This is a genomic window from Sphingomonas sp. Root710, from assembly GCF_001429065.1.
GTDB lineage: Bacteria > Pseudomonadota > Alphaproteobacteria > Sphingomonadales > Sphingomonadaceae > Rhizorhabdus.
In genome coordinates, this window is the sequence record NZ_LMIB01000001.1 from 1797131 (window position 1) to 1822730 (window position 25600).

General features: G+C 64.2%; 27 protein-coding genes and 1 pseudogene. 20 read left to right on the plus strand and 8 right to left on the minus strand.

The window, feature by feature from the left end; all coding sequences use genetic code 11:
• Positions 1 to 35: 35 nt before the first annotated feature.
• Both ASE00_RS08455 and ASE00_RS08460 read left to right on the plus strand, forming a co-directional pair.
• The gene (locus tag ASE00_RS08455) at positions 36 to 746 is read left to right on the plus strand and encodes an SDR family NAD(P)-dependent oxidoreductase (RefSeq protein WP_056378995.1); all 711 of its coding nucleotides are present in this window, start codon (positions 36 to 38) and stop codon (positions 744 to 746) included.
• Positions 736 to 1716, plus strand: a complete 981-nt coding sequence (locus tag ASE00_RS08460) for a 50S ribosomal protein L11 methyltransferase (protein ID WP_056378998.1) — start codon at positions 736 to 738, stop codon at positions 1714 to 1716. Before ASE00_RS08455 ends, ASE00_RS08460 begins: the two co-directional genes overlap by 11 nt.
• Here ASE00_RS08460 and ASE00_RS08465 read toward each other — a convergent pair whose 3' ends face one another.
• From ASE00_RS08465 to ASE00_RS08470, 3 genes are all read right to left on the minus strand, one after another.
• A complete protein-coding gene (locus ASE00_RS08465; RefSeq protein ID WP_156405328.1) occupies positions 1717 to 2130 on the minus strand; it encodes an EVE domain-containing protein in 414 nt (137 codons plus the stop codon). It lies immediately after the preceding gene.
• Positions 2131 to 2550: 420 nt separating this feature from the next.
• Entirely contained in the window at positions 2551 to 2751 is a 201-nt protein-coding gene (locus tag ASE00_RS24435; RefSeq protein ID WP_414819833.1) for a restriction endonuclease, read from the minus strand.
• A complete protein-coding gene (locus ASE00_RS08470; protein ID WP_056379002.1) occupies positions 2696 to 3385 on the minus strand; it encodes a restriction endonuclease in 690 nt (229 codons plus the stop codon). Before ASE00_RS08470 ends, ASE00_RS24435 begins: the two co-directional genes overlap by 56 nt.
• 570 nt (positions 3386 to 3955) lie before the next feature.
• Between ASE00_RS08470 and ASE00_RS08475 the strand changes: the two genes are divergently transcribed.
• From ASE00_RS08475 to ASE00_RS08505, 7 genes are all read left to right on the plus strand, one after another.
• A complete protein-coding gene (locus ASE00_RS08475; RefSeq protein WP_056379004.1) occupies positions 3956 to 5179 on the plus strand; it encodes a hypothetical protein in 1224 nt (407 codons plus the stop codon).
• Between the two features lie 396 nt (positions 5180 to 5575).
• On the plus strand, positions 5576 to 7348 hold the full coding sequence (locus ASE00_RS08480; RefSeq protein WP_162256426.1) for a caspase family protein: 1773 nt from the start codon (positions 5576 to 5578) through the stop codon (positions 7346 to 7348).
• Positions 7349 to 7419: 71 nt separating this feature from the next.
• The gene (locus tag ASE00_RS08485) at positions 7420 to 7755 is read left to right on the plus strand and encodes a hypothetical protein (protein WP_056379007.1); all 336 of its coding nucleotides are present in this window, start codon (positions 7420 to 7422) and stop codon (positions 7753 to 7755) included.
• Positions 7752 to 8117: a helix-turn-helix domain-containing protein gene (locus tag ASE00_RS08490; RefSeq protein ID WP_056379009.1), complete on the plus strand. Its 366-nt coding sequence runs from the start codon at positions 7752 to 7754 to the stop codon at positions 8115 to 8117. Before ASE00_RS08485 ends, ASE00_RS08490 begins: the two co-directional genes overlap by 4 nt.
• A gap of 2 nt (positions 8118 to 8119) precedes the next feature.
• Positions 8120 to 9130: an ImmA/IrrE family metallo-endopeptidase gene (locus ASE00_RS08495; protein WP_082594528.1), complete on the plus strand. Its 1011-nt coding sequence runs from the start codon at positions 8120 to 8122 to the stop codon at positions 9128 to 9130.
• Positions 9127 to 9813 carry a C1 family peptidase gene (locus ASE00_RS08500; RefSeq protein WP_082594529.1) on the plus strand — a complete coding sequence of 229 codons (687 nt, stop codon included), beginning with the start codon at positions 9127 to 9129 and terminating at the stop codon, positions 9811 to 9813. The genes ASE00_RS08495 and ASE00_RS08500 overlap by 4 nt, the downstream gene beginning before the upstream one ends.
• The gene (locus tag ASE00_RS08505) at positions 9785 to 10576 is read left to right on the plus strand and encodes a hypothetical protein (RefSeq protein ID WP_056379011.1); all 792 of its coding nucleotides are present in this window, start codon (positions 9785 to 9787) and stop codon (positions 10574 to 10576) included. Before ASE00_RS08500 ends, ASE00_RS08505 begins: the two co-directional genes overlap by 29 nt.
• Here the strand turns inward: ASE00_RS08505 and ASE00_RS08510 are convergent.
• The 3 genes from ASE00_RS08510 to ASE00_RS23730 are packed head-to-tail and all read right to left on the minus strand — an operon-like array spanning position 10543 to position 12613.
• Positions 10543 to 11247 (minus strand): uracil-DNA glycosylase, encoded by a 705-nt coding sequence (locus tag ASE00_RS08510; RefSeq protein WP_056379013.1) that lies wholly within the window; start codon positions 11245 to 11247, stop codon positions 10543 to 10545. The two genes, ASE00_RS08505 and ASE00_RS08510, sit on opposite strands and share 34 nt — an antisense overlap.
• The gene (locus ASE00_RS08515) at positions 11244 to 12422 is read right to left on the minus strand and encodes a nucleoside triphosphate pyrophosphohydrolase family protein (RefSeq protein ID WP_056379015.1); all 1179 of its coding nucleotides are present in this window, start codon (positions 12420 to 12422) and stop codon (positions 11244 to 11246) included. The genes ASE00_RS08510 and ASE00_RS08515 overlap by 4 nt, the downstream gene beginning before the upstream one ends.
• Positions 12419 to 12613: a hypothetical protein gene (locus tag ASE00_RS23730; RefSeq protein WP_056379017.1), complete on the minus strand. Its 195-nt coding sequence runs from the start codon at positions 12611 to 12613 to the stop codon at positions 12419 to 12421. The genes ASE00_RS08515 and ASE00_RS23730 overlap by 4 nt, the downstream gene beginning before the upstream one ends.
• A gap of 205 nt (positions 12614 to 12818) precedes the next feature.
• On the opposite strand from ASE00_RS23730, the pseudogene ASE00_RS08525 reads away from it, so the two are divergent.
• The 11 genes and pseudogenes from ASE00_RS08525 to ASE00_RS08575 all read left to right on the plus strand — a co-directional run.
• Positions 12819 to 13079 (plus strand): annotated as a pseudogene (locus ASE00_RS08525) (endonuclease/exonuclease/phosphatase family protein); the annotation flags it as partial.
• 285 nt (positions 13080 to 13364) lie between these two features.
• Positions 13365 to 14294, plus strand: a complete 930-nt coding sequence (trbB, locus tag ASE00_RS08530; protein ID WP_056379021.1) for a P-type conjugative transfer ATPase TrbB — start codon at positions 13365 to 13367, stop codon at positions 14292 to 14294.
• Positions 14291 to 14605 carry a TrbC/VirB2 family protein gene (locus tag ASE00_RS08535; RefSeq protein WP_056379023.1) on the plus strand — a complete coding sequence of 105 codons (315 nt, stop codon included), beginning with the start codon at positions 14291 to 14293 and terminating at the stop codon, positions 14603 to 14605. The genes trbB and ASE00_RS08535 overlap by 4 nt, the downstream gene beginning before the upstream one ends.
• Complete coding sequence (locus ASE00_RS08540; RefSeq protein WP_056379025.1) at positions 14605 to 14868, plus strand: VirB3 family type IV secretion system protein; 264 nt, start codon at positions 14605 to 14607, stop codon at positions 14866 to 14868. The genes ASE00_RS08535 and ASE00_RS08540 overlap by 1 nt, the downstream gene beginning before the upstream one ends.
• 5 nt (positions 14869 to 14873) lie before the next feature.
• Positions 14874 to 17327 carry a conjugal transfer protein TrbE gene (gene trbE, locus ASE00_RS08545; RefSeq protein WP_056379027.1) on the plus strand — a complete coding sequence of 818 codons (2454 nt, stop codon included), beginning with the start codon at positions 14874 to 14876 and terminating at the stop codon, positions 17325 to 17327.
• On the plus strand, positions 17324 to 18070 hold the full coding sequence (trbJ, locus tag ASE00_RS08550) for a P-type conjugative transfer protein TrbJ (RefSeq protein ID WP_056379029.1): 747 nt from the start codon (positions 17324 to 17326) through the stop codon (positions 18068 to 18070). Before trbE ends, trbJ begins: the two co-directional genes overlap by 4 nt.
• Entirely contained in the window at positions 18063 to 18470 is a 408-nt protein-coding gene (trbK-alt, locus tag ASE00_RS08555; protein WP_056379031.1) for a putative entry exclusion protein TrbK-alt, read from the plus strand. Before trbJ ends, trbK-alt begins: the two co-directional genes overlap by 8 nt.
• 3 nt (positions 18471 to 18473) lie before the next feature.
• On the plus strand, positions 18474 to 19811 hold the full coding sequence (gene trbL / locus ASE00_RS08560) for a P-type conjugative transfer protein TrbL (protein WP_056379033.1): 1338 nt from the start codon (positions 18474 to 18476) through the stop codon (positions 19809 to 19811).
• Entirely contained in the window at positions 19808 to 20497 is a 690-nt protein-coding gene (trbF, locus tag ASE00_RS08565; RefSeq protein ID WP_056379034.1) for a conjugal transfer protein TrbF, read from the plus strand. The genes trbL and trbF overlap by 4 nt, the downstream gene beginning before the upstream one ends.
• Before the next feature lie 2 nt (positions 20498 to 20499).
• Positions 20500 to 21336 (plus strand): P-type conjugative transfer protein TrbG, encoded by an 837-nt coding sequence (gene trbG / locus ASE00_RS08570; protein WP_056379036.1) that lies wholly within the window; start codon positions 20500 to 20502, stop codon positions 21334 to 21336.
• Complete coding sequence (locus ASE00_RS08575) at positions 21333 to 22544, plus strand: TrbI/VirB10 family protein (RefSeq protein ID WP_056379038.1); 1212 nt, start codon at positions 21333 to 21335, stop codon at positions 22542 to 22544. Before trbG ends, ASE00_RS08575 begins: the two co-directional genes overlap by 4 nt.
• Positions 22545 to 22926: 382 nt before the next feature.
• Here the strand turns inward: ASE00_RS08575 and ASE00_RS08580 are convergent, their stop codons facing one another.
• Both ASE00_RS08580 and ASE00_RS08585 read right to left on the minus strand, forming a co-directional pair.
• Complete coding sequence (locus ASE00_RS08580) at positions 22927 to 23949, minus strand: LysR family transcriptional regulator (protein ID WP_056379040.1); 1023 nt, start codon at positions 23947 to 23949, stop codon at positions 22927 to 22929.
• A gap of 392 nt (positions 23950 to 24341) precedes the next feature.
• Positions 24342 to 25580 (minus strand): acyl-CoA dehydrogenase family protein, encoded by a 1239-nt coding sequence (locus ASE00_RS08585; RefSeq protein ID WP_056379042.1) that lies wholly within the window; start codon positions 25578 to 25580, stop codon positions 24342 to 24344.
• Positions 25581 to 25600: the final 20 nt, after the last annotated feature.

Genomic DNA, 25600 nt, shown 5'->3' on the forward strand with positions numbered 1-25600 from the left:
TGCCACCATCCTCGCCTGCGCCTATCCCGCCCCTCATGACCATCAATATCTTCGCTACCGGCACCAGCCGGGGCATTGGCAGGGCGATCATCGAACGTTTCGCGGGAGAGGACGTCCGGATCATCGGCCATCGATCGGCTGATCCCGACGACGTCACCGTCACCGCGGACCTGACCGACCCGACCGCACCGCGCCGCATCTGGGAGCAGGCGCTTGAGCAGCTCGACGGGCGGATCGACGTGCTGGTCAACAATGCCGGTATCTTCGAAGCCGTCTCGATCGACGCACCCGACGCCGCCTGGACCGAGGCGTGGAACCGGACGATGCAGATCAACCTGACGGCATCGGCCGAGCTTTGCCGCCTCGCCGTCCTCCATTTCCGCCGCCATGGCGGCGGACGGATCATCAACATCGCCAGCCGCGCGGCCTATCGCGGCGACAGCCCCGCGCACTGGCATTATGCGGCGTCGAAGGCGGGCATGGTGGCGATGACCAAGACGATCGCGCGCGGCTACGGAACCGAGAACATCCTGGCCTTTGCGGTCTGCCCCGGTTTTACCATGACTGGCATGGCCGAGGAGTATCTGGCCAGCCGCGGCGGCGACAAATTGCTCGCCGATATCCCGCTGGGCCGCGTAGCCGATCCGGCCGAGGTCGCCGAAACCGTCAAATTCCTGGCACTCGACGCGCCGCCCTCGATGACCGGGGCGGTGATCGACGTCAATGGAGCCAGCTATGTCCGCTAAGACCCGCGCCAAGGAGCCGAAGGGTGATGGCGTGACCGGCTTCCCTTTCGCACCCGAGCGCGCCGGAAGCTGGAAGATCACCCTGCCCTGCAACAAGGCGGAGGGCGAGATGCTCGCGGGCGAGGTGCCGGAGATCGCCCTGCTCGATCCGCCGCCGACGCTGATGACCAGCGAGCCTGATCCCGACAAGCCCGACGATTGGCAGCTCGACGTCTATGTCGAAGCCAAGCCCGACAAGGCGCTGATCGCGATGATCCTGGCGCTGGTGCCGAGCGCGAAGGGCCTGAAGCCCGCCATCACCCATATCCCCGAGGAGGATTGGGTGACACTGTCGCAATCGGGGCTCGATCCGATCCGCGCCGGGCGCTTCTTCGTCCACACCCCCTATAATGCCGATCACGCCCCCGACGGCATGACCGGCTTCGTGATCGACGCGGGCCGCGCCTTCGGCACCGGCCATCATGAGACGACCACCGGCTGCCTGATGATGCTCGACAAGCTGCGCCGCAGCGGGCTGCGCTTCGACGATATCGCCGATGTCGGCACCGGCACCGGCCTCCTCGCCTTCGCCGCGCGCTCGCTGTGGCCGGCCGCCAAGGTGATCGCCTCGGACATCGACCCGGTCTCAATCGAGGTTACCGCCGAGAACGCCGTGGCGAACCGCATCCCGATCGGGCGCGGGCGCGGGCAGGTCGAACTGGTGGTCGCGGCGGAGCTCGCTCACCGGCGGCTCAAGGCGCGCCTGCCTTATGACCTGCTGATCGCGAACATCCTGGCCGGTCCGCTGATCGAACTCGCGCCTGTGTTCGGCCACGCCGTGCTGCCGGGCGGTTCGCTGATCCTAGCCGGCCTGCTCGATACCCAGGCCGAGGCGGTGGCACGGGCGTATCGTCGTCAGGGCATGTATCTTGCCGACAGCATCGTCCGCGGCGATTGGCCGACGCTGCGGATGGTCAAGCGGCGCAACTGATCAGCTGTCCGCCATCTTCAGGATCGTCCTCCATTGATCCGGGCTGACGGGTGACACCGACAGGCGGCTCTGACGCAGCATCGCCATCTCGGCGAGCGCGGGTTCTGCCTTCATCTCGGATAGCGTCACCGGACGCTTGAGCGCGCGAACCGGTGCCAGCTCGACCGCGACGAAGCGGCCTGCCGGGTCGCTCTTGTCGGGAAAGGCGGTACGGATCACCTTCGCGATCCCGACCACCGCCAGCCCCTCCTGTGAATGGTAGAAGAGGACCTCGTCACCGTCCCGCATCGCCTTCAGATGCAGCGCGGCAGCATTGTTGCGGACCCCGTCCCACACGGTTTTCCCGTCGCGCTGCAGATCGCCATAGGAATAGGCGTTGGGCTCGGACTTCACCAGCCAGTGCGAGGTGGTCATTATCGGTCCCCTGTGTCGTCGCCAACGGACGAAGGCTATAGCCTCGACGCGAAAAAGACAAAGGACAAGCTGGCCGGTACGAAAGCACTCTCCCTTACCACCCCGCCGTCCGCATCTCTCACTCCCACTCGATTGTCTTCACGCCAATTAACAAATTGATTCTATTATATTTTCTTGAGCTTTGCAGTCTGGAATCCGCCCCCTAGCCTGTCAAAACTCTATGCTTATGAAAATGCGCCATTTTTTCCGCGAAAAATTTTTTCACCCCTTCGCAATCAATCGAAGACTATTGGTCAGAAGACCCGTGTCAGATGCCGACTTGGACCCAACGCTACAAAACACTTCTACCGTCGGCCTACTACGCTATCATTCGAAGACTCTGCCTTCCAATAGCCCGGCAATGTCCAGCTCTGCGAAGGGCTAGGGGCGCAACCGTTCTGCGTTCTCCATCAGTTCGAGCAAATCGCCCCGATCCATCAACGCGATTGTCCATCCGGACGCTCCTGCCTCCTTTTGAGCGTCTGCAGAGAAGGTTGTGCTTGTCACCACGACACCGCCCGCTGTGTCATGGCGGACATTGTCGGCCACACCTTTGAGCCCGCGCACAACATCGACGCCCATTATTCGCCCCTTTCGAGGATTTTTGCATTCCGACGAGGTACGACGCTTTGAGTTTGCTGAAGAGCGGAACGACCAGCCGCAGATCGTAGCCGCCATCGCGGGACTGCTTGGTTTGTATGACCTCAAAGCCGTTGTTGCGGAATATCTGCGCAACGACGGCTTCGAACTGGTGACCACTCATTGCCGCAAAGTAGCCGGGCTGCGCCTTCACCAGCGACAGAAAATTTCTGGATGTGACGTCGAGCGCGGCCCAAATGTCCGTTGTTAGTTGGCAAAAGGGCATGAGGCTTGGGATATCGACCGCGATATGGTCGGCAAAAGTGATATAAGCCTGCAGCAGGTCGGGATGCTCGTGCGAAACTGCCGAGAACGCGGCCAGCTCGCTCGCAGCGAACTCCTGTGCTTCCGCTTCGTCGGCAGAAATACCCGGAATGTCCGTCGAATGCACCCGGCCGTTGTAGCTTTCGCTGAAAGCGAATCGCCAACCGCCAAAAATTCTCAACGTTTGTGTCAGTCGTCTCGTCCAGCCCTCCTCGGAATCGTCGCCGGTAGGCAGGATCTCTGAAGCGTTGTAGGCAGTGACCATGTAAAACTTCGCAAGAAATCGACCGTAGCTCCGGATCGCAGCCTGCATCGATTTCGGATAATCGCCGACAACAGGAATGCCCTCAAGGCGGCACGAAGCGGCGATGGTGTCCTACATTTCAGTCGTAAGTCGGTCGCCCCTAACCTGTTCGAAAAATCCTTTCCACCGAGCGCCTCTGAGCGCAGAACGGGCGGTATCGTAGAACTCATATCGCTCAGGCGAAATGTGTTCTGCGTCGCACTCAAACTCATAAGCGCCAGCTGAGGCGAGGCTGCTGAGATAATCGCCTCGCACCTCCAATTCCGGGACCCAAGGGCCCCGATGATCGACGACGCTGTAGTCCCAAATCGGATTTGCCGTAACCATGCTGTCTGAGATCTAGCGGACGAACAACTCTCGTTACGGTAGCATCAGATAGCGGGCCGCTCAAGGAGAAGCACGGAGAAGCTTCTCCGGAAGATGCCGTAGCGCACCGAGGCAGCGGTCAGATATTCAGGGGATGCCGACGCCAACGGTCCCCGGCGGGGCGCGGCAGAGGTAATCCAACGTTTCGCCGATAAATCGGGAAGCCAAGCGAGGAGAATATAGCTAAATTGTGCGCGAGCGGAGACAGCAAGCATGGCCATTATTTATGTTCACGGCGTCAAGGTGCGATCGCCAGATCACGGTATTGCCCTGGGAAAGTCCTTTCAGCGCTGGCTGGCACCCAAATTATCAGTCGGCGGCACCGCGCCCGACTATGAGCCGGTCTATTGGGGCGATCTTGCGGCGACCTTTCACTGGAACCTGGCTTCTCGCCCGCGGACCGCGCTGCTCGGAATGGGGGGCGCGGATGATTTCGCCGGTCTCGGATCGCTGCGCGGCGCAAGCGACGTCAAATTGTTCGACCGTTCGCCCGTCGCGCCGATTGCGGCAGGACCGGTGCTCGGTGCAGCTATGGTTCCGGAACAAGAGCCCGTTGCGCCTTTATCCGCGGTCCCGCGCGAGAAACGGCCGGATTTTCTAGCCGATCTTTATCTGGCTTGCTTTCCGGCGGGCTCGAGGGACCCGATTGTTGATGATCCGGAACTTGCCGCACTCGCCGATGCCGCTGCGGCCGTCGCTGACCAGTGGGACTCGATCGCGGCGCATGAGGCAGATGATGCCGCGCGCGCGCGAAAACTCGTGGCCAGGGTCGATGAGGCGCTCAAGGGCGGCACGCTGATCGGCATGGGCGGCTTTGCCGGTTGGATGGAAAAGGCCGGCGAAGTCGTGCGACGGGCAACGACCTGGCCTGGCGACGCGGTCAGCACGGTGCTCGGCGAGGCGCGGCCCGTGATGAACGAATTCGTTGCGTACTTCGTCGGCGACGTGTTTACTTACCTGACCCGGCGGGTCGACCAGGGTGCGCCGGGCCCAATCCCGAGCCGCATGCTGGCGGCGCTACGGCGTGCTCAGGAGCGCAAGAAGGCGACAGGCGAGAAGATTGTGGTGGTCAGTCACTCGATGGGCGGCCAGCTGGTGTATGACGCGCTGGCGCATTTTGCCGCGGGCGATCCCGTACTGGACGATTTCGAGGTCGATCATTGGATCACCTGCGGATCGCAGGTGTCGCTGTTCGCCGAGATGCAGCTGTTTCTTGGCCAAGCTCTCCCACTGGAGGGTGGCAAACTGGCGAAGCCGCCACGGGTGAAGGCTTGGACCAATTATTATGACCGCAACGATCTGGTCGGGTTCATCATGGAGCCGGTTTTCGACGATGTGAAGGACCAAGCCTATGATACCGGGTATGGGCTGTTCTTCGCCCATACCGGGTTCTTGGCGCGGCCGAGCTTCTTCAAAGCCATTGCGGATCGCCTGTAGGCGGCGGGAAGAGGGGCGAGAGAGATGCCGCTGGAAGCCGATACCGACACTCCCGGATTGTGGCGCGCCGCCACGGCGGACAGCTGCGGGGTACATGCGCTGATCATCGGGATCAGCGATTATCCCTATCTGTCCGACGGCACCGCACCGGGGAACGAACGCGCCGGCGATAGCGGCGGCTTGGGGCAGCTCGAGGTCTCGGCTCTGTCGGCGGCCATGTTCTTCGATTGGCTGTGCGAAGCCGGTGAAGTCGCCGGAGCGCCACTTGCGAGCTGCCGTTTGCACCTGGCGCCAAGACCGGACGAGCGCGATCGTGTCGTACAGCTCGTCAAAGGCCATTTTGGCGCGGCGGATTATGCAACGCTGCGCGCGGCGCTCACGGCTTGGGCGGACGAGATGGCGCTGGCCGGGCGGCTCGCCGGCGATCCCAATGTGGCGTTGCTGTTTTATTCGGGGCACGGCGTCGAGGTCGCGGCCTCGCCAGCAATCCTCGCCAGCGACGTTCTGACCCAGCGGGCGGCCGATGGGGGCGCGAGCCGAGCGATTGCGGTTGAGCCGACCACCGCTGCGGTCAAAACCTACAATATTAGCCGCGGGCTGTTTTTCATCGATGCCTGCCGCGATGCGCCGCAAGCGGCGCGTCTGCTCAATCTGGTCGGCGACGACGCGCTCAAGCCCAATCGAAACGCCGTTCGCCGCCCTGATGGACTTATCAGGCTGCATTCGACCGCGTCTGGGCTAAAATCTTATCAGGTCAAGGACGAGACCGGCACCTTATTCACCCAGGCGGTGCTCAGCGGCTTGCAAGGCGAGCCGCCCGCCTATGTGCCCTACGACACGACAAACCTGCCCTGGGCTTTGAAATTCGCAGCCCTCGAAGGTCATGTGAAGCGGGCAGTGAACCGGCTGCTGGCCGAGCACAGCCCACTGGCGATCCAGTTGGTCGAGCCTTACGGCAATCCCTACAATGCGGAGATGCTGGTGGCTTTGAAAGCCGGACCGCCGCTCGATGCCGGCGACGTGCCAGCGGTTAGCGAACCCACCCCAGCGAATGTCGAGGAGGTGGTCGAGCGCAGCGCCGCGGACGTGTTAAAGAACATCCGTTCGCTGAACACGGCCGCGATCAGCGATCTGCGCGGGCCGGCGCCGGGAGGCGTGAAAGGCGATCTGTTCAACTTCAATGTGATGCACGAGGTGCTCGGCCATGAATCGGTAACCGATCCGTGGATCAGGTCGCTGCGCTTCCTAGATGCCTGGACCGGGGAGAGCGTCGATCCGACGGTCGCCGAGATCTTTGCCGCACATAGGCAGGAGATTGACGGCCGGATCGCGGCATGGGTCGACATGACGGTTCAACCCGGCCAGGGTGAAGCGCTCTGGATCGCCGCCGGCGCCGGCGGCGACGAGGACACGACCGGCGCGGCGATTGCGATCCCGCGCGATGCCTGGCAGCCGATCCCGGTGCGACTAGATATCCAGTTTGACGCAAGCGAAGGACCGTGGAAACTGCGGCAAATGAGCGCGCGTTTGGCCGATCCGGCGGGCGCGGAGGTTTACTTGCCGTCCAGTTGGCAGACGCTGTTCGAGGCACAGCGGATCGAAGCCTTTGCCGATCTCGCCTCGGCAGCCCGGCCGATCGAGCAGCTTGCGGATCTTCAGGACGTCGTCAGTGGCAAGCGCGAGTCGCCGGTCGCGGCGGCATTCGCCACCAATCTTCTGCTGCGGGCAGGCGCCATCGATTATCTTCACGATTGGCCGCGCAACCTGGCGGAGTGGTTCCCATGGTTGGCCGATGGCCCGGTCCTGTGGGCGGAGACGCTCCTGAGGCGCCGCGAGGGCGATGAGCTTGATCTCGGCCAACCGGTTATAGAAGAGGCGCTCCGCTATTTTACGATGCTTAGCGATCGCGGCGCACCGCTGGTGGCGCACAGCCTAGGGCTGGCCCTCCGGCAGGCCGATCTCTGGCGGCCGTTCGTCGAAAATGACGCTCTCGACGGCGGGAAGCAGTCCAATCTGCGCGCTGCGCTCGAATATGTCGATCGTGCCGGCCGCTTCGCACAATCGAGCGTCGGCTTCAGCCGGTTCGTCGGCGCGGGTGTCGAGACGCACCCTGATCACGTCTTGGGTCGCGGCCGATATCGGCCACAACAGATGTTAGCGGTGGCGTAACGTATTGCACTTGCATGTCGGATAATCCGACATTATAAAGCCATCGTGTCTTCATAGCAGACAGAGGCTTTATGGCGACAATCGCGCCCGCCGCACCACAAACAACAGCGTTTCCAATCACGGCGGTTGAAACCTGCCTGCACGACGAGCTCATGCAGACGATCAAGTCGATGGCGAAGATCAAGGGCATCGCGCTGCCCTCGATTGACGCGCAGATCCGCGCGATGCCGGTGCAGGTTGATTCGCTGGTGTGCGTCGACATCTTGTGCGCGGTTGAGCCGATCATCGGGATCGAACTGCCCGAAAGCGTCGTCAAGGCGGGCGGCTACGGCTCGATCGACAACGCCATCAAGAATCTGATTCCCCGCATTGAAGCCGAGTGGAAGAAGAAAGGAGGCAAGCCATGAGCGCTGTCGCAGTCCCCACCGATACGGACGAGGAAGCCCGCCGCCTTCTGGGCGAACGCCTGCGCGAGGCCCGCAAATATCTTGGGCTCCGGCAGGAAGAGGTTGCGTCCTATCTTAAGATTCCGCGCACCGCGCTGACCGATATCGAAAACGGCCAGCGCCGGGTCGAGGCGATCGAGCTGACGCGTCTCGCCCGGCTGTACCGCCAGTCGGTCGGCTATTTTACCGGCGAGGACGAAGCCGCGGCCAGCTATGCGCCCGACGTGGCGCATCTTGCGCGCGCCGCGTCGGAGCTGTCGCCGACCGATCGCGCGGAGCTCGGAAGATTCGCCGAATATCTGCGTACGCGTTCGCGGGCCTGACGATGGCGAGCAGCTATGCCCGATCGGTGCGCGGCGGGATGATGGCGGCGAGCCGCCTGCATCAGCGTCTCGAGCAGAAGCAAAGGATCGAAGCGCGCGGCGGCAATGTCGACGTGTTCGCGGCGATCCATGCGCTCGATCTTCCGGTGCTGCTCCGCCCGCTCGAAGGGCTGCTCGGCGCCTATATCAGCGATCCGGCGCCCGGCGTGTTGATCACCACCCAGCGGCCGATGGCGATCCAGCGTTTCACGGCCGCCCACGAGCTTGGCCACTTCTGTCTCGACCATCAACTGAGTCTCGACGACGAAACAATCCTGCGGCGGATGGCCGCGACGTTGGCGCCGGCGATGGATTTCCAGGAAGTCGAAGCCGATGCGTTCGCAGTGGGCTTCATGATGCCGCAATGGCTGATCGCGTGGCACTGCGAGCGGCAGGGCTGGACGGGCGAAACGCTTGCGCGGCCGAGCACCGTCTACCAGCTCGCATTGCGGATGGGCGCCAGCTATTCGGCGACCTGCTACACGCTCGGCCGCTACAATCTGCTGCCGCAGAACAGGGTTCAGGATCTGCTCAAAACCCAACCGAAGCAAGTGAAGGCAGCGCTGCTGGCGAACTATCAACCGCAGGATTATCGCGGCGACGTCTGGCTGCTGACCGAACGTGATGCCAATACTCGGATCGATGGCAGCCGCAATGACTTGTTTGTCCTGCGGCTCGAGGAGCATAGCGGCGGCGGCTATCTCTGGGACATCGATCAGCTGCGCGAGAGCGGCTTTGCAATCGTCGGCGATGCGGTCGAGGACATGGATGGCGACGGTGTGGGCGGTCCGGTCGTGCGCCGCGTCACCGCCGCGACGCGCGAAGCCAACCGGGGAACGCTCGTGCTCGACGAGCGGCGGCCGTGGGAACCGGACGAACCTCTGGCGAGCCTGGCGGTCGACTATGATTTCACAGGGCCGGAAGAGGTCGGCCTGTCGCGCGCCGAGCGTCGCATTCGTCTCGAGGCGGCATGAGCCTGATTGACGTTCACCAGGATTTGCGGGGCATGTTCGGCGCGGCGCGCGACCAGCGCGGGCGTCCGACCTGCCTCGCCTTTGCGGCGAGCGACACCCATGCCGCGCTGCGCGATGGGTGGGACCCGTTGTGTTGCGAATATGCCTTCTATCAGGCGCAGCGGCGTGCGGGGCGCCCGCCGACGCGGGGCGCGGTCCTGCCGGTCATGGTGCAGTCGCTAGCAGAAGACGGGCAGCCGATGGAAGTGGCCTGGCCCTATCTGGCGGCGCTGCCGGCCGATATGGCCCATTATGTCCCGCCGGCCGAACTCGGCGCGCTGCATGGTCGCGCGGGCATGTTGACATCGACCGCGATTGACCAGGTCGCCGCGTCGCTCGACGCCCACCGGCCGGTGATCCTGCTGCTGATGCTGTCGCGGTGTTTCTTCGAGCCCAGTGGCGACGGCGTCGTCGATCCGCCGATCGGCGAGCATCCCGAGCCGGCACGGCGGCATGCGGTCATCGCGTGCGGGCACGGTACGGTCGACGGCTGTCCGGCGCTGTTGGTGCGTAATAGTTGGGGGCCGCGCTGGGGTCTCGGCGGCTGCGCCTGGCTCACTGAATCTTTCCTCAAGCCGCGACTGTTCGCGGCGGCAACACTCTTGGAGGATATCGATGTATCTGCCCGTCCCGTCGCAGCCTGACTGTGCGAGCGCGTGGCGCGAGGCCGTTCGGTTGGTCGACGCGCTGCCCGGCCATGCCGCCTATAATGTCATCATCGATGTCGCGAACGCCGTGACCGGCACCAGGACGGACGATCCGCGGGTCGCGGCGGTCGACGCATTCCTGCGGCCCTATGAGAAGACGGTCGAGACGGTGGCCAACACGATCTTCCCATCGCAATTCTACTACCGCTACGGCGCGCCGGCGTTCTTCGAGGCCTTCACCAGCCGGGTGCTCGCAAAGGTGCGCAAGAATTGCCGCTGGTCGGGATATTATTTCGAGCGGATGATCAGTGTGCCGCGGGCCGACGGACCGCCGATCAATCAGCTATGGGAAATCGTTAGCCGGATGAAGGCGCCCTCGGTCAAGGCGAACAACAAATTCGAGCTGTCGCTGTTCGATCCCGATCGCGACGTCGATGAGTCCCCTTATGGCGGGCAGTGCCTGAGCTTCCTCAGCTTCAAGCTGCTGCCGGGGGATCCGAAGACGCTGACGCTGACGGCGATGTACCGCAACCACTATTACGTCGAAAAGCTGCTCGGCAATCTCATCGGCCTCGGACGGTTGATGGAGTTCGTCGCGCACGAGGCAGGTCTCAAGGTCGGCAGCCTGACCGTCATTTCGACCCATGCGGTGGTTGACCAGCCCAAGTCGAAGGCCAAGGGCCAGGCGACGCGAGCACAGATCGAGGCGATGATCGCCGCGTTCGATCAGGCCAGCGCCAAACCCGCGCTCGCCGCATGATCGAGCGGCAGCTGGGGCGAGGCCGAGGGCCGCTCGGGATCGACGCCGTAAAGCGCGGCGATGCCGGCTATAAAGTCGGCCTGGCCGCCGTAGCTTGGATGACGGACGCCGGTGACGGGGATGTCGAGCCCTTCGAGCGCGAGCTGGGCGTCACGGCCGATCGCGACGATACGGCGCGGGCGGAAGATCGCGATCAGGCCGCGCAGCAGCGGCGCGGTGGCCTCCCGCTCGGTGCGGGTGTGGCAACGGTTCGACAGGGGATCGCCCGCTCCGTGCGGGTGGAGAGGAAAAACGTTCCAAAGCACGGCGGGCTCGGCGATGGCGGTCAGCATGCGCCAGACGATGGCCGCGGTCCGCTCGGCGACGACGGGGCCGCGCGTTGCACGGTGAAATTCGATCCCGCCAAGCAGCGTCCCGGCGTCCTTGAGATGCACTTCGTCGGTCAGGGGCAAGCCGGTCCGTCGGCCGCCGCGATAGCCGAGGTCACGTGCGATCCAGATGGTGTCGACCCGGGCGACGAGCGCGGCTTCTAACCAGGCTTCGAGATTACGGCGCCGTAGCGCCGGAGCGTCCGCGCGGTCATGTTCGGGACAGGCTTCGGCATAGGGATTGAAGACCGAGTCGAGGCGGGTGCGCGCGAGCGCGGCAACGAAGGAACGGGGAGTTTTCACGGCAGGGCCTCGATACGCAAGCGATGATGAATCATGTCGATATGGACGCGCCCGCGGCGATGGGCGCGCAAGAAGCGGAATGCGGCATAGCCCTCCAATATGGCCTCCTCCCATAGCCACAAGGGACAATCGGCCGCCTCATAGCCGGCGACGAACTGGCGGATATGTTTGAGTAGGTCGAAGGGCAAGTCTCCGGGCTTCATGCCTTCGAAATAATCGAGGCGGGCAGCCTGACCGAATATCCAAGTGGTCACCCCCTCTTCGATCAGGATGGCGCGCGCACCATCCTCGGCTTCGTCCAGCTTGGGATCTTCTTTGCGCTTGAGGCGCAGCAGTGCGCGAATGACCGGTGACCAGCCTAGCACCGCGACGTGGGCGAGATGGAAGACGTCGTGGAAACGGTAATCGTCGGCGACCAAGGCATTGTCGGTCAGACGGTCGCCAATGTTGATGCCGTTGCAGCGCTGATAGACGTAGCTCTGGCCGCGGACATTGCGCTCGTAGACGTCCAGCGTCAGGATGCGGGGAAGCTTCTCGTCGGGCAAGGCGCTTTCATCGAAGGGCTGCGGATAGATGCGCTCGCTGGGCCAACGGTCGGCGGTCTTGGCGAGGTTCTTAATGGCGGCGGCCTCGAGGGTCACGCCGGCGTCGGTCGCCGCATGGATGATCGTCCGCAGGATCGCGACGAGGCGCCCGGCAAAGGCGGCACGATTGTCGGACAGATGGCCAGCTTGCTGATCGCTGACCAGCATTCCGACTTCGCCGGCGAGGCGCAGCAGCGTGGTTTCGAAAGCAGGTGACGGTTCGGTCTTGCGATCCATGATCGCCGGCTGGAGCGCAGCGAAACTGAGGGCCGCGTCGCCGCCCTGCCGCCAATTGCCGAAGCTCGTCTCGACGTTGGCGCAGAGCTCGTCGAGGCCGATGCCGACCCGCGAGGCGAGCACGGTCATGTACCAGAGCACATCGCCGAGTTCCTCGGCCACGGTATCGGCGTAGCCGAGGTAGGATGCCTTATCGCGCTGCTTCTTCTTGACCTCGCTCAACAGGCTGCCGGTTTCGCCGAATAGCCCGAGCATGGGAAAGGTGATCGATCCGCCGTCGCTGCGCTGATCGGTGCCAAGCGCTCGGGCGGCGTAATCGGCGATTGTGAGGGGTGCAAAATCGTCGTCGGTCATCGTGGTCTCCGCCGGCGGTCCGCGATCGCGTCGGCCGGTACGGGAACACCATAGGCGGCTAGCGCGCGCAGTACGATCAAGCGGATAGGTTCGCGGGCTTCGACGGCGCGATGGCCGAGGTCGCGCTTGGTAATGGCCGGAACCTGGACCTGAAGAAACTCATCCGGCTCCTCGTGATCTGATGATTTCATGAAACTAAGATAACATGGAATCATGAGCAAGGCGAGGATTGGCGGAAGTCGCAGCCTCCCGGCCGAAACCTGTGGAATCTTAGGCTTATGATGGCGCGGCAGGGTGCCGCGGCTTGGCGCGCTCGGCGCTCAATGGTGACGGCGAAGCTGTCATCCTGACGCCGATGCTGGCGGAGTCGGCGGATATTTCCGGTTGCTCGAATAGGGTTGGACCGACGCGCTGCGGACCATCCACCCGGGCAAGGTGATCTATACCTTCTTCGACTATTTCCGGAACGCCTATGCCCGCAATGCCGGACTTCGTATCGACCATCTGCTGCTGAGCCCGGCGCTGGCTGATCGGCTCGTGGATGCGCAGGTCGACCGTCATGTTCGTGGTTGGGAGAAGACCAGCGACCATGCACCGGTTTGGGTCGAGCTTGCCGATAACCCGAAGCGACGGCGCAAGTCGTCGTCGGCCGCCTGAGGAAGAACATAGGCTTCCGCGCCGCGCTGGCGACTGCGTTTGACGACCGGCTGATTCGCGCCGAATTCCCGTTGAAATAAGGTCCACCCGGCGAGCGCGCGCGTTTCTGGTCCGCGCCAATATATCCAGACCTCGCCGGCCGTACGACGCCCGTGGAATGCTGTTGTAGGCGGCCGAATTTGGCATTCTTTACCTGTCTCCGGCGCCGCTCGTGCGGCTCTCGATCCACGGAGACAGCCTCAAGTGACCCAGCCATCGGCTATCGTTCACGCACGCGGAACCGCGATGCTGCGGACCGCGCTCGGCCCGGCGATCGCGGCCTGGCTCGATGACGCGAACGTCGCCGAGATCATGCTCAATGCGGATGGGCGACTATGGGTCGATCACCTCGACACCGGCATCGCGGCGACCGACGAGAAACTGAGCCCGCTTCAGGCCGAGCGTATCATTCGGCTTGTCGCGCATCATGTCGGCGCTGAGGTTCACAGGGGTGCTCCGCGCGTCTCGGCGGAGCTGCCGGAAGGCGGCGAGCGGTTCGAGGGATTGCTTCCACCGGTGGTGACCGAGCCGGTCTTCTCGATCCGCCGGCCGGCCAGCCTGCCGCTCGCGCTGGCAGACTATGTGGCTGCCGGCACGATGACGGCGACGGCGGCGGCATACCTTGCGCAAGCCGTCCAAACGCGCGCGAACATCCTCGTCGCCGGCGGCACGTCGACCGGCAAGACGACGCTCACCAATGCGCTACTCGGCGTCGCATCCAGCGGAAGCGACCGGATCATCCTGATCGAAGACACGCGCGAGCTGCGCTGCGACGCGGCCAACGTCGTGGCGCTGCGCACCGCACCGGGCGTCACGATGACCGACCTGGTGCGCTCGAGCCTGCGCCTGCGTCCCGATCGCATTCCGATCGGCGAGGTGAGTGGCCCGGAAGCGCTCGACCTGCTGAAGGCCTGGGGCACCGGCCACCCCGGCGGGATCGGAACGATCCACGCCGGGACCGCGACCGCCGCGCTGCACCGGCTCGAGCAGCTCATTCTCGAAGCCATCACCCATGTGCCCCGTGCGCTGATCGCCGAGACGATCGACGTGATCGCGGTGCTGACCGGGCGTGGCGTCGAGCGCCGACTGTCCGAACTGGTCCGCGTCGAGGGCCTCGAGCCCGACGGCACCTACCGCCTTCTCACCATCCACCTTGTCACAGGAGCAGCCTCATGACCCGTTTGCAAAACCTCCAGCGCGCTGGCCTTCTCGCTGCCGCGATCCTCACCTCGTCGCCGGCCTGGGCCGGCGGCTCGGGCATGCCCTGGGAGACGCCGCTCCAGTCGATCGTCGACTCGGTGCAGGGTCCGGTCGCCAAGGTCATCGGCGTGATCATCATCGTTATCACCGGCCTGACCCTAGCGTTCGGCGACACCTCGGGCGGTTTCCGTAAGCTGATCCAGATCGTGTTCGGCCTGTCGGTAGCCTTCGCCGCTTCGTCCTTCTTCCTGAGCTTCTTCAGCTTCGGTGGCGGGGCGCTGGTCTGATGCAAGAGGATCTGCCCGGGTTCGCGGCGCCGGTGCATCGGGCGCTGGCCGAGCCGATCCTGCTGGCGGGGGCGCCGCGCGCGCTCGCAATCGTCAACGGGACGCTCGCGGCCGCGGTCGGAATCGGTCTGCGCTTGTGGATCGCCGGCATTGTGATGGCGGTGGTCGGCCATGGCCTCGCCGTCTTCGCCGCCCGCCGTGACGCGCAGATCCTCCCTGTCGCCCGCCGTCACATCGCGCTTCCCACCCTGTTCGAAAGCTAAGCCCCATGTTGTTCCTGCGCGAACATGCCCGCCGCGCGTCGCGGCTTTCCGACTTCCTGCCCTGGGCGGCGATGATCGCACCCGGCATCATCCTCAACAAGGATGGCAGCTTCCTGCGCATCGCGCGGTTTCGTGGGCCCGATCTCGACAGCGCGACGCAGGCCGAACTCATCGCGACCTCGGCGCGGCTCAACAATGCCTTGAAGCGGCTCGGCACCGGCTGGGCGATCTATGTCGAGGCGCAACGTACGGCGTCGCCCGGCTATCCCGTCTCGGACGGCTTCGCCGATCCGGTCTCGATGCTGATCGACGAAGAACGGCGCGACCTGTTCGAAGGCGGCGACATCACCCGGCCCAACTTCACCAGTGCTTATTATCTGACGCTGCAATGGCTGCCCCCGGCTGACGATACGTCGAAGGCGTCATCGCTCTTCTATGAAGGCGGGGCCGAGGGCGTCGCGACGGCCGCCGACCATCTCGACGATTTCGAGCGCGAGACGGGCCGGGTGCTCGACATGATCGAGGGCGTCATGCCCGAGGCGGTCTGGCTGTCGCCGGCCGAGACGCTCACCTATCTGCATTCGACGATCTCGACCCACGACCAGCAGATCGCGGTCCCCGAGACGCCCATGCATCTCGACGCGCTCCTGGCCGACGAACTGCTCGTCGGCGGACTGGCCCCGCAGCTGGGCGCCAAGCACCTGCGCTGCCTGTCGATCACCGGCTTTCCGGCGGCGACGGTGCCTGGAATGCTCGACGAGCTCAACCGGCTGGGCTTCGCCTATCGCTGGACGACGCGCGCGATCTGCCTCGACAAGGTGTCGGCGCAGCGCATGCTGACGCGCATCCGCCGGCTCTGGTTCTCCAAGCGCAAGAGCCTGGCCGCGATCATCAAGGAGGTGCTGACCAACGAGGCGAGCGTCCTTGTCGACAGCGACGCGGCTAACAAGTCGGCGGAGGCCGATGCGGCGCTCCAGGATCTCGGCGCCGATATCGCGGGCTATGCCTATGTCACCACGACGATCACGGTGTTGGGCGACAGCCCGCGGGATGCCGATCTCAGGCTGCAGGCGATCGAGAAGATCGTGCGTGGCCGCGATTTCGCCTGCATCGCCGAAGGGTTGAACGCGCTCGAAGCCTGGCTCGGCTCGCTGCCGGGCAATCCCTACGCCAATGTCCGGCAGCCGCCGATCTCGACGCTGAACCTCGCCCATATCATGCCGGTGTCGGCGGTCTGGGCGGGGCCGACCAGCGACGGGCATTTCAATGACCCGCCGCTGTTCCATGCGCGCACCCTCGGCAGCACGCCGTTTCGCTTCTCACTCCATGTCGGCGACATCGGTCATACCCTCGTCGTCGGTCCGACCGGATCGGGCAAGAGTGTGCTCCTCGCTTTCATGGCGCTGCAGTTCCGCCGCTACCGCGGCGCCCAGGTCTTCGCCTTCGACCATGGCGGCTCGATCCGCGCGGCGATATTGGCGGTCGGCGGCGAATGGCACGATCTCGGCGGCGCCCTCGGTGGCGGCGCCGCGCCGCTCTCGCTGCAGCCGCTGGCGCGGATCGACGAAGCCGACGAACGGGCCTGGGCGTCGGACTGGCTCGGCGCGATCCTGGCCCGCGAGGGATTCGCGATCACCCCGGAGGTGAAGGAGCATCTCTGGACGGCGCTGGGCAGCCTCGCCGATGCGCCGGTTGCGCAACGCACCCTTACGGGCCTCACCGTGCTGATCCAGGCGTCCGGCCTGAAGCGCGCGCTGGCGCCTTATACGCTGGCCGGTCCTTATGGCCGGCTGCTCGACGGCGATATCGAGCATTTCGGGGACAGCGATGCTCAGGCGTTCGAGACCGAGGGGCTGGTCGGCACGCCGGCCGCGCCGGCCGTGCTCGCCTATCTATTCCACCGGATCGGGCGGCGGCTCGACGGTCGCCCGACCCTGATCCTGATCGACGAGGGCTGGCTCGCGCTCGACGACCCGCTGTTCGGCCGCCAGCTCAAGGAATGGCTGAAGACGCTGCGCAAGAAGAATGCGAGCGTGGTGTTCGCGACGCAGAGCCTGGCCGACATCGAAGGCTCGGCGATCGCGCCGGCGATCATCGAGAGCTGCCCGACGCGGTTGTTCCTCGCCAATGAGCGTGCGCTCGAGCCCCAGATCCTCGGCGTCTATCGCCGGTTCGGGCTCAACGACCGGCAGATCGAGATCATCGCCTCGGCCACGCCGAAGCGCGACTATTATTGCCAATCCGCGCTCGGCAATCGACTGTTCGACCTGGGCCTTGGACCGGTCGCGCTCGCCTTCACGGCAGCGTCGTCGCGCACCGACCTGAACGCCATCACCGCGTTGGTCGAGCAGCATGGGACCGAGGGCTTTGCGGCTGCCTGGGCGCGCCACCGCGGTCTCGGCTGGGCCGCCGAATTTCTCACCACAGAATCGCTCAAGCCCGAGGAGGTTGTTCCATGACCCGTCCGCGTACCACCAAGCTCGCTCTCGGCGCCGCTGCGCTCGCGCTGGCGCTGAGTTCCCCCGCAAGCGCCCAGTTCGGCGGCATCGTCTACGATCCGACCAACTATGCGCAGAATGTGCTGACGGCGGCGCGCAGCCTCCAGCAGATCAACAACCAGATCACCCAGATCCAGAATCAGGCCCAAAGCCTGATCAACCAGGCGCGCAATCTCACCAACCTGCCGACCTCGGTCCTGTCGAGCATCCAGCAGGACATCGACCGAACGCGGGCGTTGATCACCCAGGCGCAGCAGATCGCCTATCGGGTGCAGGACATCGACCAGGTGTTCCGCCAGCGTTATCCGGCGGGCTCGCTGTCCGGCACCTCGTCGGGCACCCTGGTGACCAATGCGCAGACGCGCTGGACCGACGCTCTCGCGGCCTATCAGGATTCGCTACGGACCGGCGCCACCGTCACCGGCAATCTCGACGGTACACGGACCCAGGCGGGCACGCTGGTGACCGCGAGCCAGGGCGCGACGGGTGCGCTGCAGGCGGCGCAGGCGGGCAATCAGTTGATCGCACTGCAAACGCGCCAGCTTGCAGATCTCACCGCGATGCTGGCGGCGCAGGCGCGGGCCACGGCGATCGAGTCCGCACGCGCTGCGGCCGACGAAGCGCAGGGCCGCGAGCAGACAAAGCGGTTCCTCGCGCGCGGCACGGGCTATGTCGCGCAAAGCGTCAGCCTGTTCCATGACTGAAGAGGAACAGCCTGCGAAGCCGCGCCGCCGGTTCGCCGCGCTCGGCTGGCGATCGGCGGCGATCGCCGCTGCCGCCGCGACGACCGGCGTAGCCGTGCTGATCACGCTCAGTGGCGCTCAGCCGCCGGCGGCACATTATCGGGTCGGCGACACCACGGGCGAACCGGCGAAGCCGAACGTCGATCCGCTCCTCGCCGAGCTCACGCGCTGCCGGACGCTTCCCGCCGATACCGACGACGCGCGTTGCCGGGCGGCGTGGGAAGTGAACCGGCGCCGCTTCATGGGTGAGAGTCGTAGCCTGGTGGTGCCGGTTGAGCCGGCGCCGATCGAACCCGCGCCCGCCAATCCGCTGACCGTTCCGGCCGGCGCCGGTGCGCCCTCAACGACATGGGAGCACTGAGCCATGGGCGAAGGCACGGGCGTCATCGACCGCTTCCTCGACATGTTCGCGCGCTACATCGATTCAGGCTTCGGTCTGATCCATGGCGACGTCGGGTTTCTGGCAAGCTCGCTGATCGTCATCGATGTAACGCTGGCGCTCCTGTTCTGGACCTGGGGCGAAGGTGACGACATCGTCGCGCGGCTGGTCAAAAAGACGCTGCAGGTCGGCTTCTTTGCCTTCCTGATCGCGAATTGGAACGGCCTCGCCAAGATCATCTATCTAAGCTTCTCCGGCATCGGCCTGAAGGCTGCCGGCTCGGGTAGTGCGGACGATCTGCTCCATCCCGGCAAGATCGCACAGATCGGGATCGATGCCGGGCAGCCTTTGCTCGACCAGGCCTCGCTCTTGGTCGGCCCGGTCGGCATCTTCACCAACTTCGTCCAGATCGCGGTGCTGTTGCTCGCTTGGGCGATCGTCCTGCTCGCCTTCTTCATCATCGCGATCCAGCTGTTCGTCACGCTGATCGAGTTCAAGCTCTCGACGCTGGCGGGGTTCGTGCTGGTGCCGTTCGGGCTCTTCGGTCGCACCGCCTTTCTCGCCGAACGGGTGCTCGGCAATGTGATGGCGACCGGCGTCAAGGTGCTCGTCCTCGCGGTGATCATCGGGATCGGCTCCACCATCTTCCGCGACTTCGTGATCGATTTCGGCGGCGCGCAGCCGACGCTCGAACAGGTCGCCAGCCTCGCGCTTGCCGCGCTCACGCTTCTTGGTCTCGCCATCTTCGGCCCCGGCATTGCCTCCGGCCTCATCTCGGGCGGCCCGCAACTTGGGGCCGGCGCGGCGGTCGCTGCCGGCGCCACCGTCGCCGGGATCGGAGCTGCCGCCACGATGGGCGTGGCGGGCGCTGCGGGCCTTGCCGGACGGGCGGGCTCCGCTGCGGCTTCAACCCTCTCCCGGTCCGCTGGCTCGCGCGCCTCTGGTGCTTCTGGGCCAGGCGGATCCTCGTCGGCGCCACCCGCTCCCCCGGCGCCGACGGGCGGCGCTCCGACGGTTCCCCCGCCGTCCGGGGCGCCGGGAGGTGGCGGCGGTGGCGGGAGCGCAGGTGGCGGTGGTACGGAACCCGCCGCGTCCGAAGCTGAACCGGCACCTAGCGGTGGCGAGAGCAGCGCGGCGCTTGGAGCGGAGGGTGGTGAGCCGGCCGTGGCTGCGCCACCAGCGCAGGCATCCGCCCCGGCCTGGGCCAAGCAGCTCCGTCGCCGACAGGCGATGATCCAGGGCGCGACGCTCGCCGCCCACACCTTGCGGTCCTCCGACCATCACGGCGGATCAGCCCACATCTCGCTGGAGGATCGTTCATGAACCCGTTTCGCCGCCCCTCATCGCGCTTCGGCCGCGAGCCCGTTCCTGAAACCCCTTATCAGCGCGCCGGTCAGGCGTGGGACGATCGCATCGGCTCGGCGCGGGTGCAGGCGCATAGTTGGCGATTGATGGCCTTCGGCGCGACCGCGCTGCTGTCGCTGTCGGTCGTCGACAATCTTAGGCTGCGCTTCGGCTCGCATATCGTGCCCTATATCGTCGAGGTCGATCGCCTGGGTGCTGCGCGTTCGGTCGCGCCGGCGACGACGGACTATCGGCCGACCGATCCGCAGATCGCTTGGCATCTCGCGCGTTTCATCGAGAATGTCCGGTCGCGGCCCGCCGATCCGATCGTGCTCCGGCAGAATCTTGCGGCCGCCTATGATTTCACGACCGAGCAGGGCGCGGCGGGGCTCAACGATTATGCCCGCGCAAATGACCCGTTCGCTGAATTGGCCGACCGCCAGATTTCGGTGGACGTAAAGAATGTGGTCCGCGCGTCCGGCGACAGCTTCCGCGTCGCCTGGGACGAGCGCCGGTACGAGCACGGCCAACTCGCGGCGACTACCCATTGGTCGGCAATCCTGACCATCGTGATCCGCACACCCAGCGATGCGGCGACGCTCAGCCGCAATCCGCTCGGCCTCTACGTCCACGCGATCAACTGGTCGCAAGATCTCGGAGAATGACCATGCGCATAGTTCCCATCGCATTACCGTTTCTGTTGGCGGCCGCGCCAGCACTCGCACAGACTGCATCGTCGTCGGCGCGGCCGGTCGCCGCTGCGACCGAAGCGGCGCGGGTCAGTCCGCGCTCTGCGGGCTGGCAGGGTGCGACCCAGTTGTTCGTCTATGCGCCGGGCGGCCTCTATCAGGTCTATGCCGCGGTCGGCCAGGTCACCGATATCGTGCTGCAGGACGGCGAGACGCTCTCGGACACGGGCGCGGTGGCGGCGGGCGATACCGTGCGCTGGGTAATCGGCGAGGCGGCGAGCGGCAGTGGGGCCGGTCGCCGCACGCATATCCTCGTCAAGCCGACCGATCCGGGTCTCAGGACCAACCTGGTCATCAACACCGACAAGCGAACCTACCATGTCGAGCTGCGCTCGACGTCGGCGACTTATATGGCGAGCGTCGGCTGGTCCTATCCGCAGGACGAGCTGATCGCGATACGGGCCAGGATCGAGGCCGCGGCGGCGGTCGCCAACACGCAGGTCCAGACCGGCATCGATCCGGCCAAGCTCGATTTCGCGTACCGGCTGTCGGGCGCGAACCCGCCATGGAAGCCGGTCGAGGTGTTCGACGATGGGGCCAAGACCTATCTGCTGTTCCCCGAGACGATCGCGCAGAGCGAGCTGCCCCCGCTCTTCCTGATCGGCGAGAAGAAGGCCGAACTGGTCAATTACCGCGTGTCGGGCCGCTACATGGTGGTCGATCGCTTGTTCTCGGTCGCTGAGCTGCGCCTTGGCAGCAAGCGGCAACAGATCGTGCGGATCGAGCGCACACGGAGCCGGCAGCAGCGCTCATGAGCCGCGACGAAGATCATCCGCCAAGCGATCCCACCGCGCCCCGTCCGCCGATCGCGACGCGGGCGCCGGCGCCGACGCCGCGACGCCTGTCGCGCAAGGCTTTGACCGGGCTGTGCGGCGTCAGCGCGCTCGGGGTCGCGGCCGCGCTCGGTTACAGCCTAACCGCAGGTCATTACAGCCCAGCACCCCAGGAGACCGTTTCGGTCGAGCGCCGCAATACGAATGCCCTTGCTGACGCGCCCAAGGATTATGGTGACCTGGCGCGGACAGCCTCGGCGAACCTTGGCGCACCACCGGCTGCGACTGAGCCGATCACACCGCCGCCAGCGACCGGTACGCCGTCCGCGCCGACGACGATCAACAATGAAGCCAGCGTGGATCGGCAGCGCCAACGCCAGCAGCGCGACAGCGCGCGGGCGAGCAAGCTGTTCGCAGGGGCGGGCGAAGGTGGGCACTCTTCCGGGACGCCAGCGGCGCAAGACGCATCGCCTCTTCAGGGTCAGGCGACGACCAATACGCCTGAAGCCGGGGCCAATGGCGATGCCCAGGCGCGGAAAGCCGCGTTCGTGGCGGGCGGCGGGCGCGAGCCCAGCGTGAACAGCGGTCGGGTCACCGATCCGGCCGGTCGCTATGTCGTCTCGGCAGGTTCGACGATCGCCGCGGCGCTCATTACCGGCCTGTCTTCGGACCTTCCCGGCCAGGTCGTGGCGCAGGTGACCGAGGATGTGTTCGATAGCGTCAGCGGCCGAACCCGCCTCGTGCCGCAAGGAACGAGGCTGATCGGCGTCTATGATGCGCGGGTGACTTATGGCCAGTCGCGTGCGCTGGTGGTCTGGACGCGGATGATTTTCGCCGATGGCCGTTCGATTGACCTTGATCGCCTTATGGGCACGGACGCGGCGGGTCAGTCTGGATTCGCCGATCGCGTCAACAACCATACCGGCAAGCTGCTGATGGCGGGATTGCTCTCGACGCTGTTCGGCGTCGTTGCCAATGCGGCGACGGTGGGCGGCGGCGACAATAGCGACATCGCCTACGCAATCCGAGAAAGTGCCGGTCGGTCGGTCGAGAATGCGGGCGACAAGATTGTCAGTCGCCAACTCGATGTGCAGCCGACTATCACAGTCCGGCCGGGGGCGAGAGTGCAAGTGTTGGTGAGCCGCGATCTGGTTCTGCCGGCATGGGGTGAAGTCCGGTCGGTGCCGTAGAACTAGAGATCCGGATTAGCTTTGGCGGAAATGTGCAGCGTCTCGATCGCGTGGTCGACGTATGCAACGAGAATTCCCTCATCGCGTCGGTCCAGAAACCGGCGTGCCAATTCGATCAGACGCTCGGTCTCGGCGTGGCGTGGTGATCGAGGACGGGGTGACAATGATATGGTCGAACTGGTTGAAGTGTTGGCGCACCTCGGTGCATTCCGAATCGGAACGATCGCTCTTATCGCGTGATTAAATGCCGGACGGATCTCCGGGAAAATCGCGCGATCAATCTTCGACGAATTCGGAAAGAGACGGAGCTCACCCAGGAGGAGATGGCACATGTTCTCGGGGTGAGTGCGCACCATTTGAATCGATCGAGATGTGCAGGGTGTCACCGAGTGTGACATTGCTCGACCAGTTTGCCGACGTCGTTGAGATCGACGCTTGCGAATTGATCAGCCGGGCGGAGACGGATCGCTGAGGGCGTCCGACGAGATGCATGGCTCCGCACGGAACCCAGCAATCGGTGACGTAAGGGATTCCGACCATGCTTCGGCCAGATCGCCTCGATCCACAGGACGGCATCGTCCTCATCGATAGGAATATAGCGAATCCCGGAACGCGGTAGGGCCGCCGAAGCCAGATGGAGTGTACCGCCGATCCCGCGCCGCACCAGTTCGATGAGTGTACCGCGCGAAACCTCGTGGAGGTTGCATTCGAACGGCAGGTCACCCATCCGGGCGGTAAATGCGCGATAGTCAGTGAGATCACCTTGGCAGGACTTGAGCATCATAGGGATTGCGGACAGGTCCAACCACTTAACGCTTTTTGCATGTGCGAGCGGATGTCGGTCGGAGAGTGCGAGGACCAGGGACTGGCGCCACAGCCGCTCCTGGATGTTGCTTCCCTCACCAATTTCCGGGTGCAGCGGAGTAAACAAAATGTCGACACTCCGTTCGTTGAGCCGGCGGTAGAGGTCGCCCGGCGGCCCCTCTATAAAACGTAGAGCGATGTCCGGTTTGGCCTCGCAAATCTCTGCAATGCCATCGCCTACCGGACCGTGTGCGAGCGCAGGGTGAAATCCGACTGTCAAAGAGCCAGCGTTGCTCTGCGCGGTTGCCAGCGCGCGTTCGATCTGGTGCTCTACTGTGAAGAGGAGCAGCTTCGCAGAAGGCAAGATCGCTTGACCGATAGGGGTGAGCGCCGCGGGTGACCCCCGGCGACGTTCGAACAGATCTCCTCCGTATAGTTCTTCCAGACGTGCGATCGTCTGGCTCACGGCGGGCTGGCTAACGCGGAGTTGGCGGGCAGCGGCAAAGCTCCGGGTCTCCGCCACCTTCAAGAATATCTCGAGTTGCTTGAAATTAGGCCGGTTGGCGCTAAGGCGGCGATTGTTTCGCGGCGAGTCGTCCATTAACAACGGTCCCGGCCGTCATACTAGTTTGTCGCCGTTCGAAATGCGAGCTTTTGCACTGGCGTAAGTCTGAGTAGATGCAAAAGATACCTCGCTAGGCCGCAGGTCGAATCAAACAATCTCTAGCAGCATTCCGACTTTAAACGCCAAAGCGGCGCGCAAATTCATTAAACATTAATTAATCCGCACTCGCACTGTTTGCGCGGCCGAAACTTCCGCAGTGCTAATCAACAGTTGGATCTTGTCGGAAGTGGCTTACTTTTCGTCAACATGTACCAGTCCGATCGAAAATCCGGAGCAGTTAAGCTTTCGGTGGTTCTCGATAGTACTATCAAAGCGAAAAAACTTTATGCAGCGAGCTTTGCACGCATTCGTCGGTCGAACAGCTGAAATTAACGCAATTCATTGCGACCAACAACCATATGGTGCACCTCGTCCGGACCATCTGCCAAGCGCAACCAGCGTGCCTCGATGTACATGTCCGCAAGCGGCGTCCATTGCGATACGCCAGTTCCACCATGTATTTGTATGGCCTGATCGACAATCTGACAGACTTTTTCAGGGACCATCGCCTTGACCATGCTCACCCAGACGCGGGCTTCCTTGTTGCCGAGGGCGTCCATCGCCTTGGCAGCCTTCAGGACCATAAGGCGCATGGCCTCGATCTCGATTCGAGCGCGGGAGGCCTTTTCCAGATTGCCTCCAAGCATGATCAGCGGCTTGCCGAAGGCTTCACGAGACTGACCGCGCGTCACCATCAGGTCCAACGCGCGTTCGGCTTGACCAATTGCCCGCATGCAATGATGGATACGGCCAGGCCCGAGGCGTACCTGTGAAATCTCGAAGCCCCGCCCTTCGCCCAGCAGCATATTTTCTTTGGGGACGCGCACATCTTCAAGCCTGACGTGCATCGGTCCGCGCGGTCCGTGATCCTGCCCGAACACATACATTGGCCCCAAAACGTTCACTCCGGACGTATCCATCGGCACCAGTATCTGGGAGTGTTGCTGGCGTGCGGGCGCATCCGGGTTGGTCTTCACCATCGCGATCATCAATTTACAGCGCGGATCGCCGGAACCTGATGTGAAGAATTTCTCGCCGTTGATCACCCACTCGTCGCCGTCAAGGACGGCACTTGTCGAAATATTCTTTGCATCGGACGACGCGACGTTCGGCTCCGTCATGGCATAGGTCGAGCGGATTTCGCCGTCCATCAACGGCTTCAGCCAGCGCTCTTTCTGGGCAGGCGTGCCAACACGCTCCAGCACCTCCATGTTGCCCGTGTTCGGCGCATCGCAATTCATGGTTTCCGGAGCCAGGGGCGACTTGCCAAGCTCGACGGCAATATAGGCGTAGTCGAGATTGCTGAGCCCCTCTTCCGTTTCCGCGTTGGGCAGGAAAAAATTCCATAAGCCCTGTGATTTGGCCTTTTGCTTCGCGACTTCCAGCACTTCGATCTGCCTCGACGTATATGCGCGAGGATTGGGATTGCCTTGACCTAATCGATCAAATTCCTCGGTCATGGGCGTGACGATTTCGGCGATGAACCGCTTGACATGATTGTAGAGCGGCGCCGCCTTTTCACTCATGCGCAAGTCGTTCAGCGGATCTTTAGGGTCGGGACCGAACATGGAAGGAACCTTTGGCACGT

Excerpts from the sequence above, each read along its gene's own strand:
- ASE00_RS08455 (WP_056378995.1), top strand. The coding sequence starts at position 36 with ATGACCATCAATATCTTCGCTACCGGCACCAGCCGGGGCATTGGCAGG.
- ASE00_RS08460 (WP_056378998.1), top strand. The coding sequence starts at position 736 with ATGTCCGCTAAGACCCGCGCCAAGGAGCCGAAGGGTGATGGCGTGACC.
- ASE00_RS08465 (WP_156405328.1), bottom strand. The coding sequence starts at position 2,130 with ATGACCACCTCGCACTGGCTGGTGAAGTCCGAGCCCAACGCCTATTCC.
- ASE00_RS24435 (WP_414819833.1), bottom strand. The coding sequence starts at position 2,751 with ATGGGCGTCGATGTTGTGCGCGGGCTCAAAGGTGTGGCCGACAATGTC.
- ASE00_RS08470 (WP_056379002.1), bottom strand. The coding sequence starts at position 3,385 with ATGCAGGCTGCGATCCGGAGCTACGGTCGATTTCTTGCGAAGTTTTAC.
- ASE00_RS08475 (WP_056379004.1), top strand. The coding sequence starts at position 3,956 with ATGGCCATTATTTATGTTCACGGCGTCAAGGTGCGATCGCCAGATCAC.
- ASE00_RS08480 (WP_162256426.1), top strand. The coding sequence starts at position 5,576 with ATGGCGCTGGCCGGGCGGCTCGCCGGCGATCCCAATGTGGCGTTGCTG.
- ASE00_RS08485 (WP_056379007.1), top strand. The coding sequence starts at position 7,420 with ATGGCGACAATCGCGCCCGCCGCACCACAAACAACAGCGTTTCCAATC.
- ASE00_RS08490 (WP_056379009.1), top strand. The coding sequence starts at position 7,752 with ATGAGCGCTGTCGCAGTCCCCACCGATACGGACGAGGAAGCCCGCCGC.
- ASE00_RS08495 (WP_082594528.1), top strand. The coding sequence starts at position 8,120 with ATGGCGAGCAGCTATGCCCGATCGGTGCGCGGCGGGATGATGGCGGCG.
- ASE00_RS08500 (WP_082594529.1), top strand. The coding sequence starts at position 9,127 with ATGAGCCTGATTGACGTTCACCAGGATTTGCGGGGCATGTTCGGCGCG.
- ASE00_RS08505 (WP_056379011.1), top strand. The coding sequence starts at position 9,785 with ATGTATCTGCCCGTCCCGTCGCAGCCTGACTGTGCGAGCGCGTGGCGC.
- ASE00_RS08515 (WP_056379015.1), bottom strand. The coding sequence starts at position 12,422 with ATGACCGACGACGATTTTGCACCCCTCACAATCGCCGATTACGCCGCC.
- ASE00_RS23730 (WP_056379017.1), bottom strand. The coding sequence starts at position 12,613 with ATGAAATCATCAGATCACGAGGAGCCGGATGAGTTTCTTCAGGTCCAG.
- trbB (WP_056379021.1), top strand. The coding sequence starts at position 13,365 with ATGCTGCGGACCGCGCTCGGCCCGGCGATCGCGGCCTGGCTCGATGAC.
- ASE00_RS08535 (WP_056379023.1), top strand. The coding sequence starts at position 14,291 with ATGACCCGTTTGCAAAACCTCCAGCGCGCTGGCCTTCTCGCTGCCGCG.
- ASE00_RS08540 (WP_056379025.1), top strand. The coding sequence starts at position 14,605 with ATGCAAGAGGATCTGCCCGGGTTCGCGGCGCCGGTGCATCGGGCGCTG.
- trbE (WP_056379027.1), top strand. The coding sequence starts at position 14,874 with ATGTTGTTCCTGCGCGAACATGCCCGCCGCGCGTCGCGGCTTTCCGAC.
- trbJ (WP_056379029.1), top strand. The coding sequence starts at position 17,324 with ATGACCCGTCCGCGTACCACCAAGCTCGCTCTCGGCGCCGCTGCGCTC.
- trbK-alt (WP_056379031.1), top strand. The coding sequence starts at position 18,063 with ATGACTGAAGAGGAACAGCCTGCGAAGCCGCGCCGCCGGTTCGCCGCG.
- trbL (WP_056379033.1), top strand. The coding sequence starts at position 18,474 with ATGGGCGAAGGCACGGGCGTCATCGACCGCTTCCTCGACATGTTCGCG.
- trbF (WP_056379034.1), top strand. The coding sequence starts at position 19,808 with ATGAACCCGTTTCGCCGCCCCTCATCGCGCTTCGGCCGCGAGCCCGTT.
- trbG (WP_056379036.1), top strand. The coding sequence starts at position 20,500 with ATGCGCATAGTTCCCATCGCATTACCGTTTCTGTTGGCGGCCGCGCCA.
- ASE00_RS08575 (WP_056379038.1), top strand. The coding sequence starts at position 21,333 with ATGAGCCGCGACGAAGATCATCCGCCAAGCGATCCCACCGCGCCCCGT.
- ASE00_RS08580 (WP_056379040.1), bottom strand. The coding sequence starts at position 23,949 with ATGGACGACTCGCCGCGAAACAATCGCCGCCTTAGCGCCAACCGGCCT.
- ASE00_RS08585 (WP_056379042.1), bottom strand. The coding sequence starts at position 25,580 with ATGTTCGGTCCCGACCCTAAAGATCCGCTGAACGACTTGCGCATGAGT.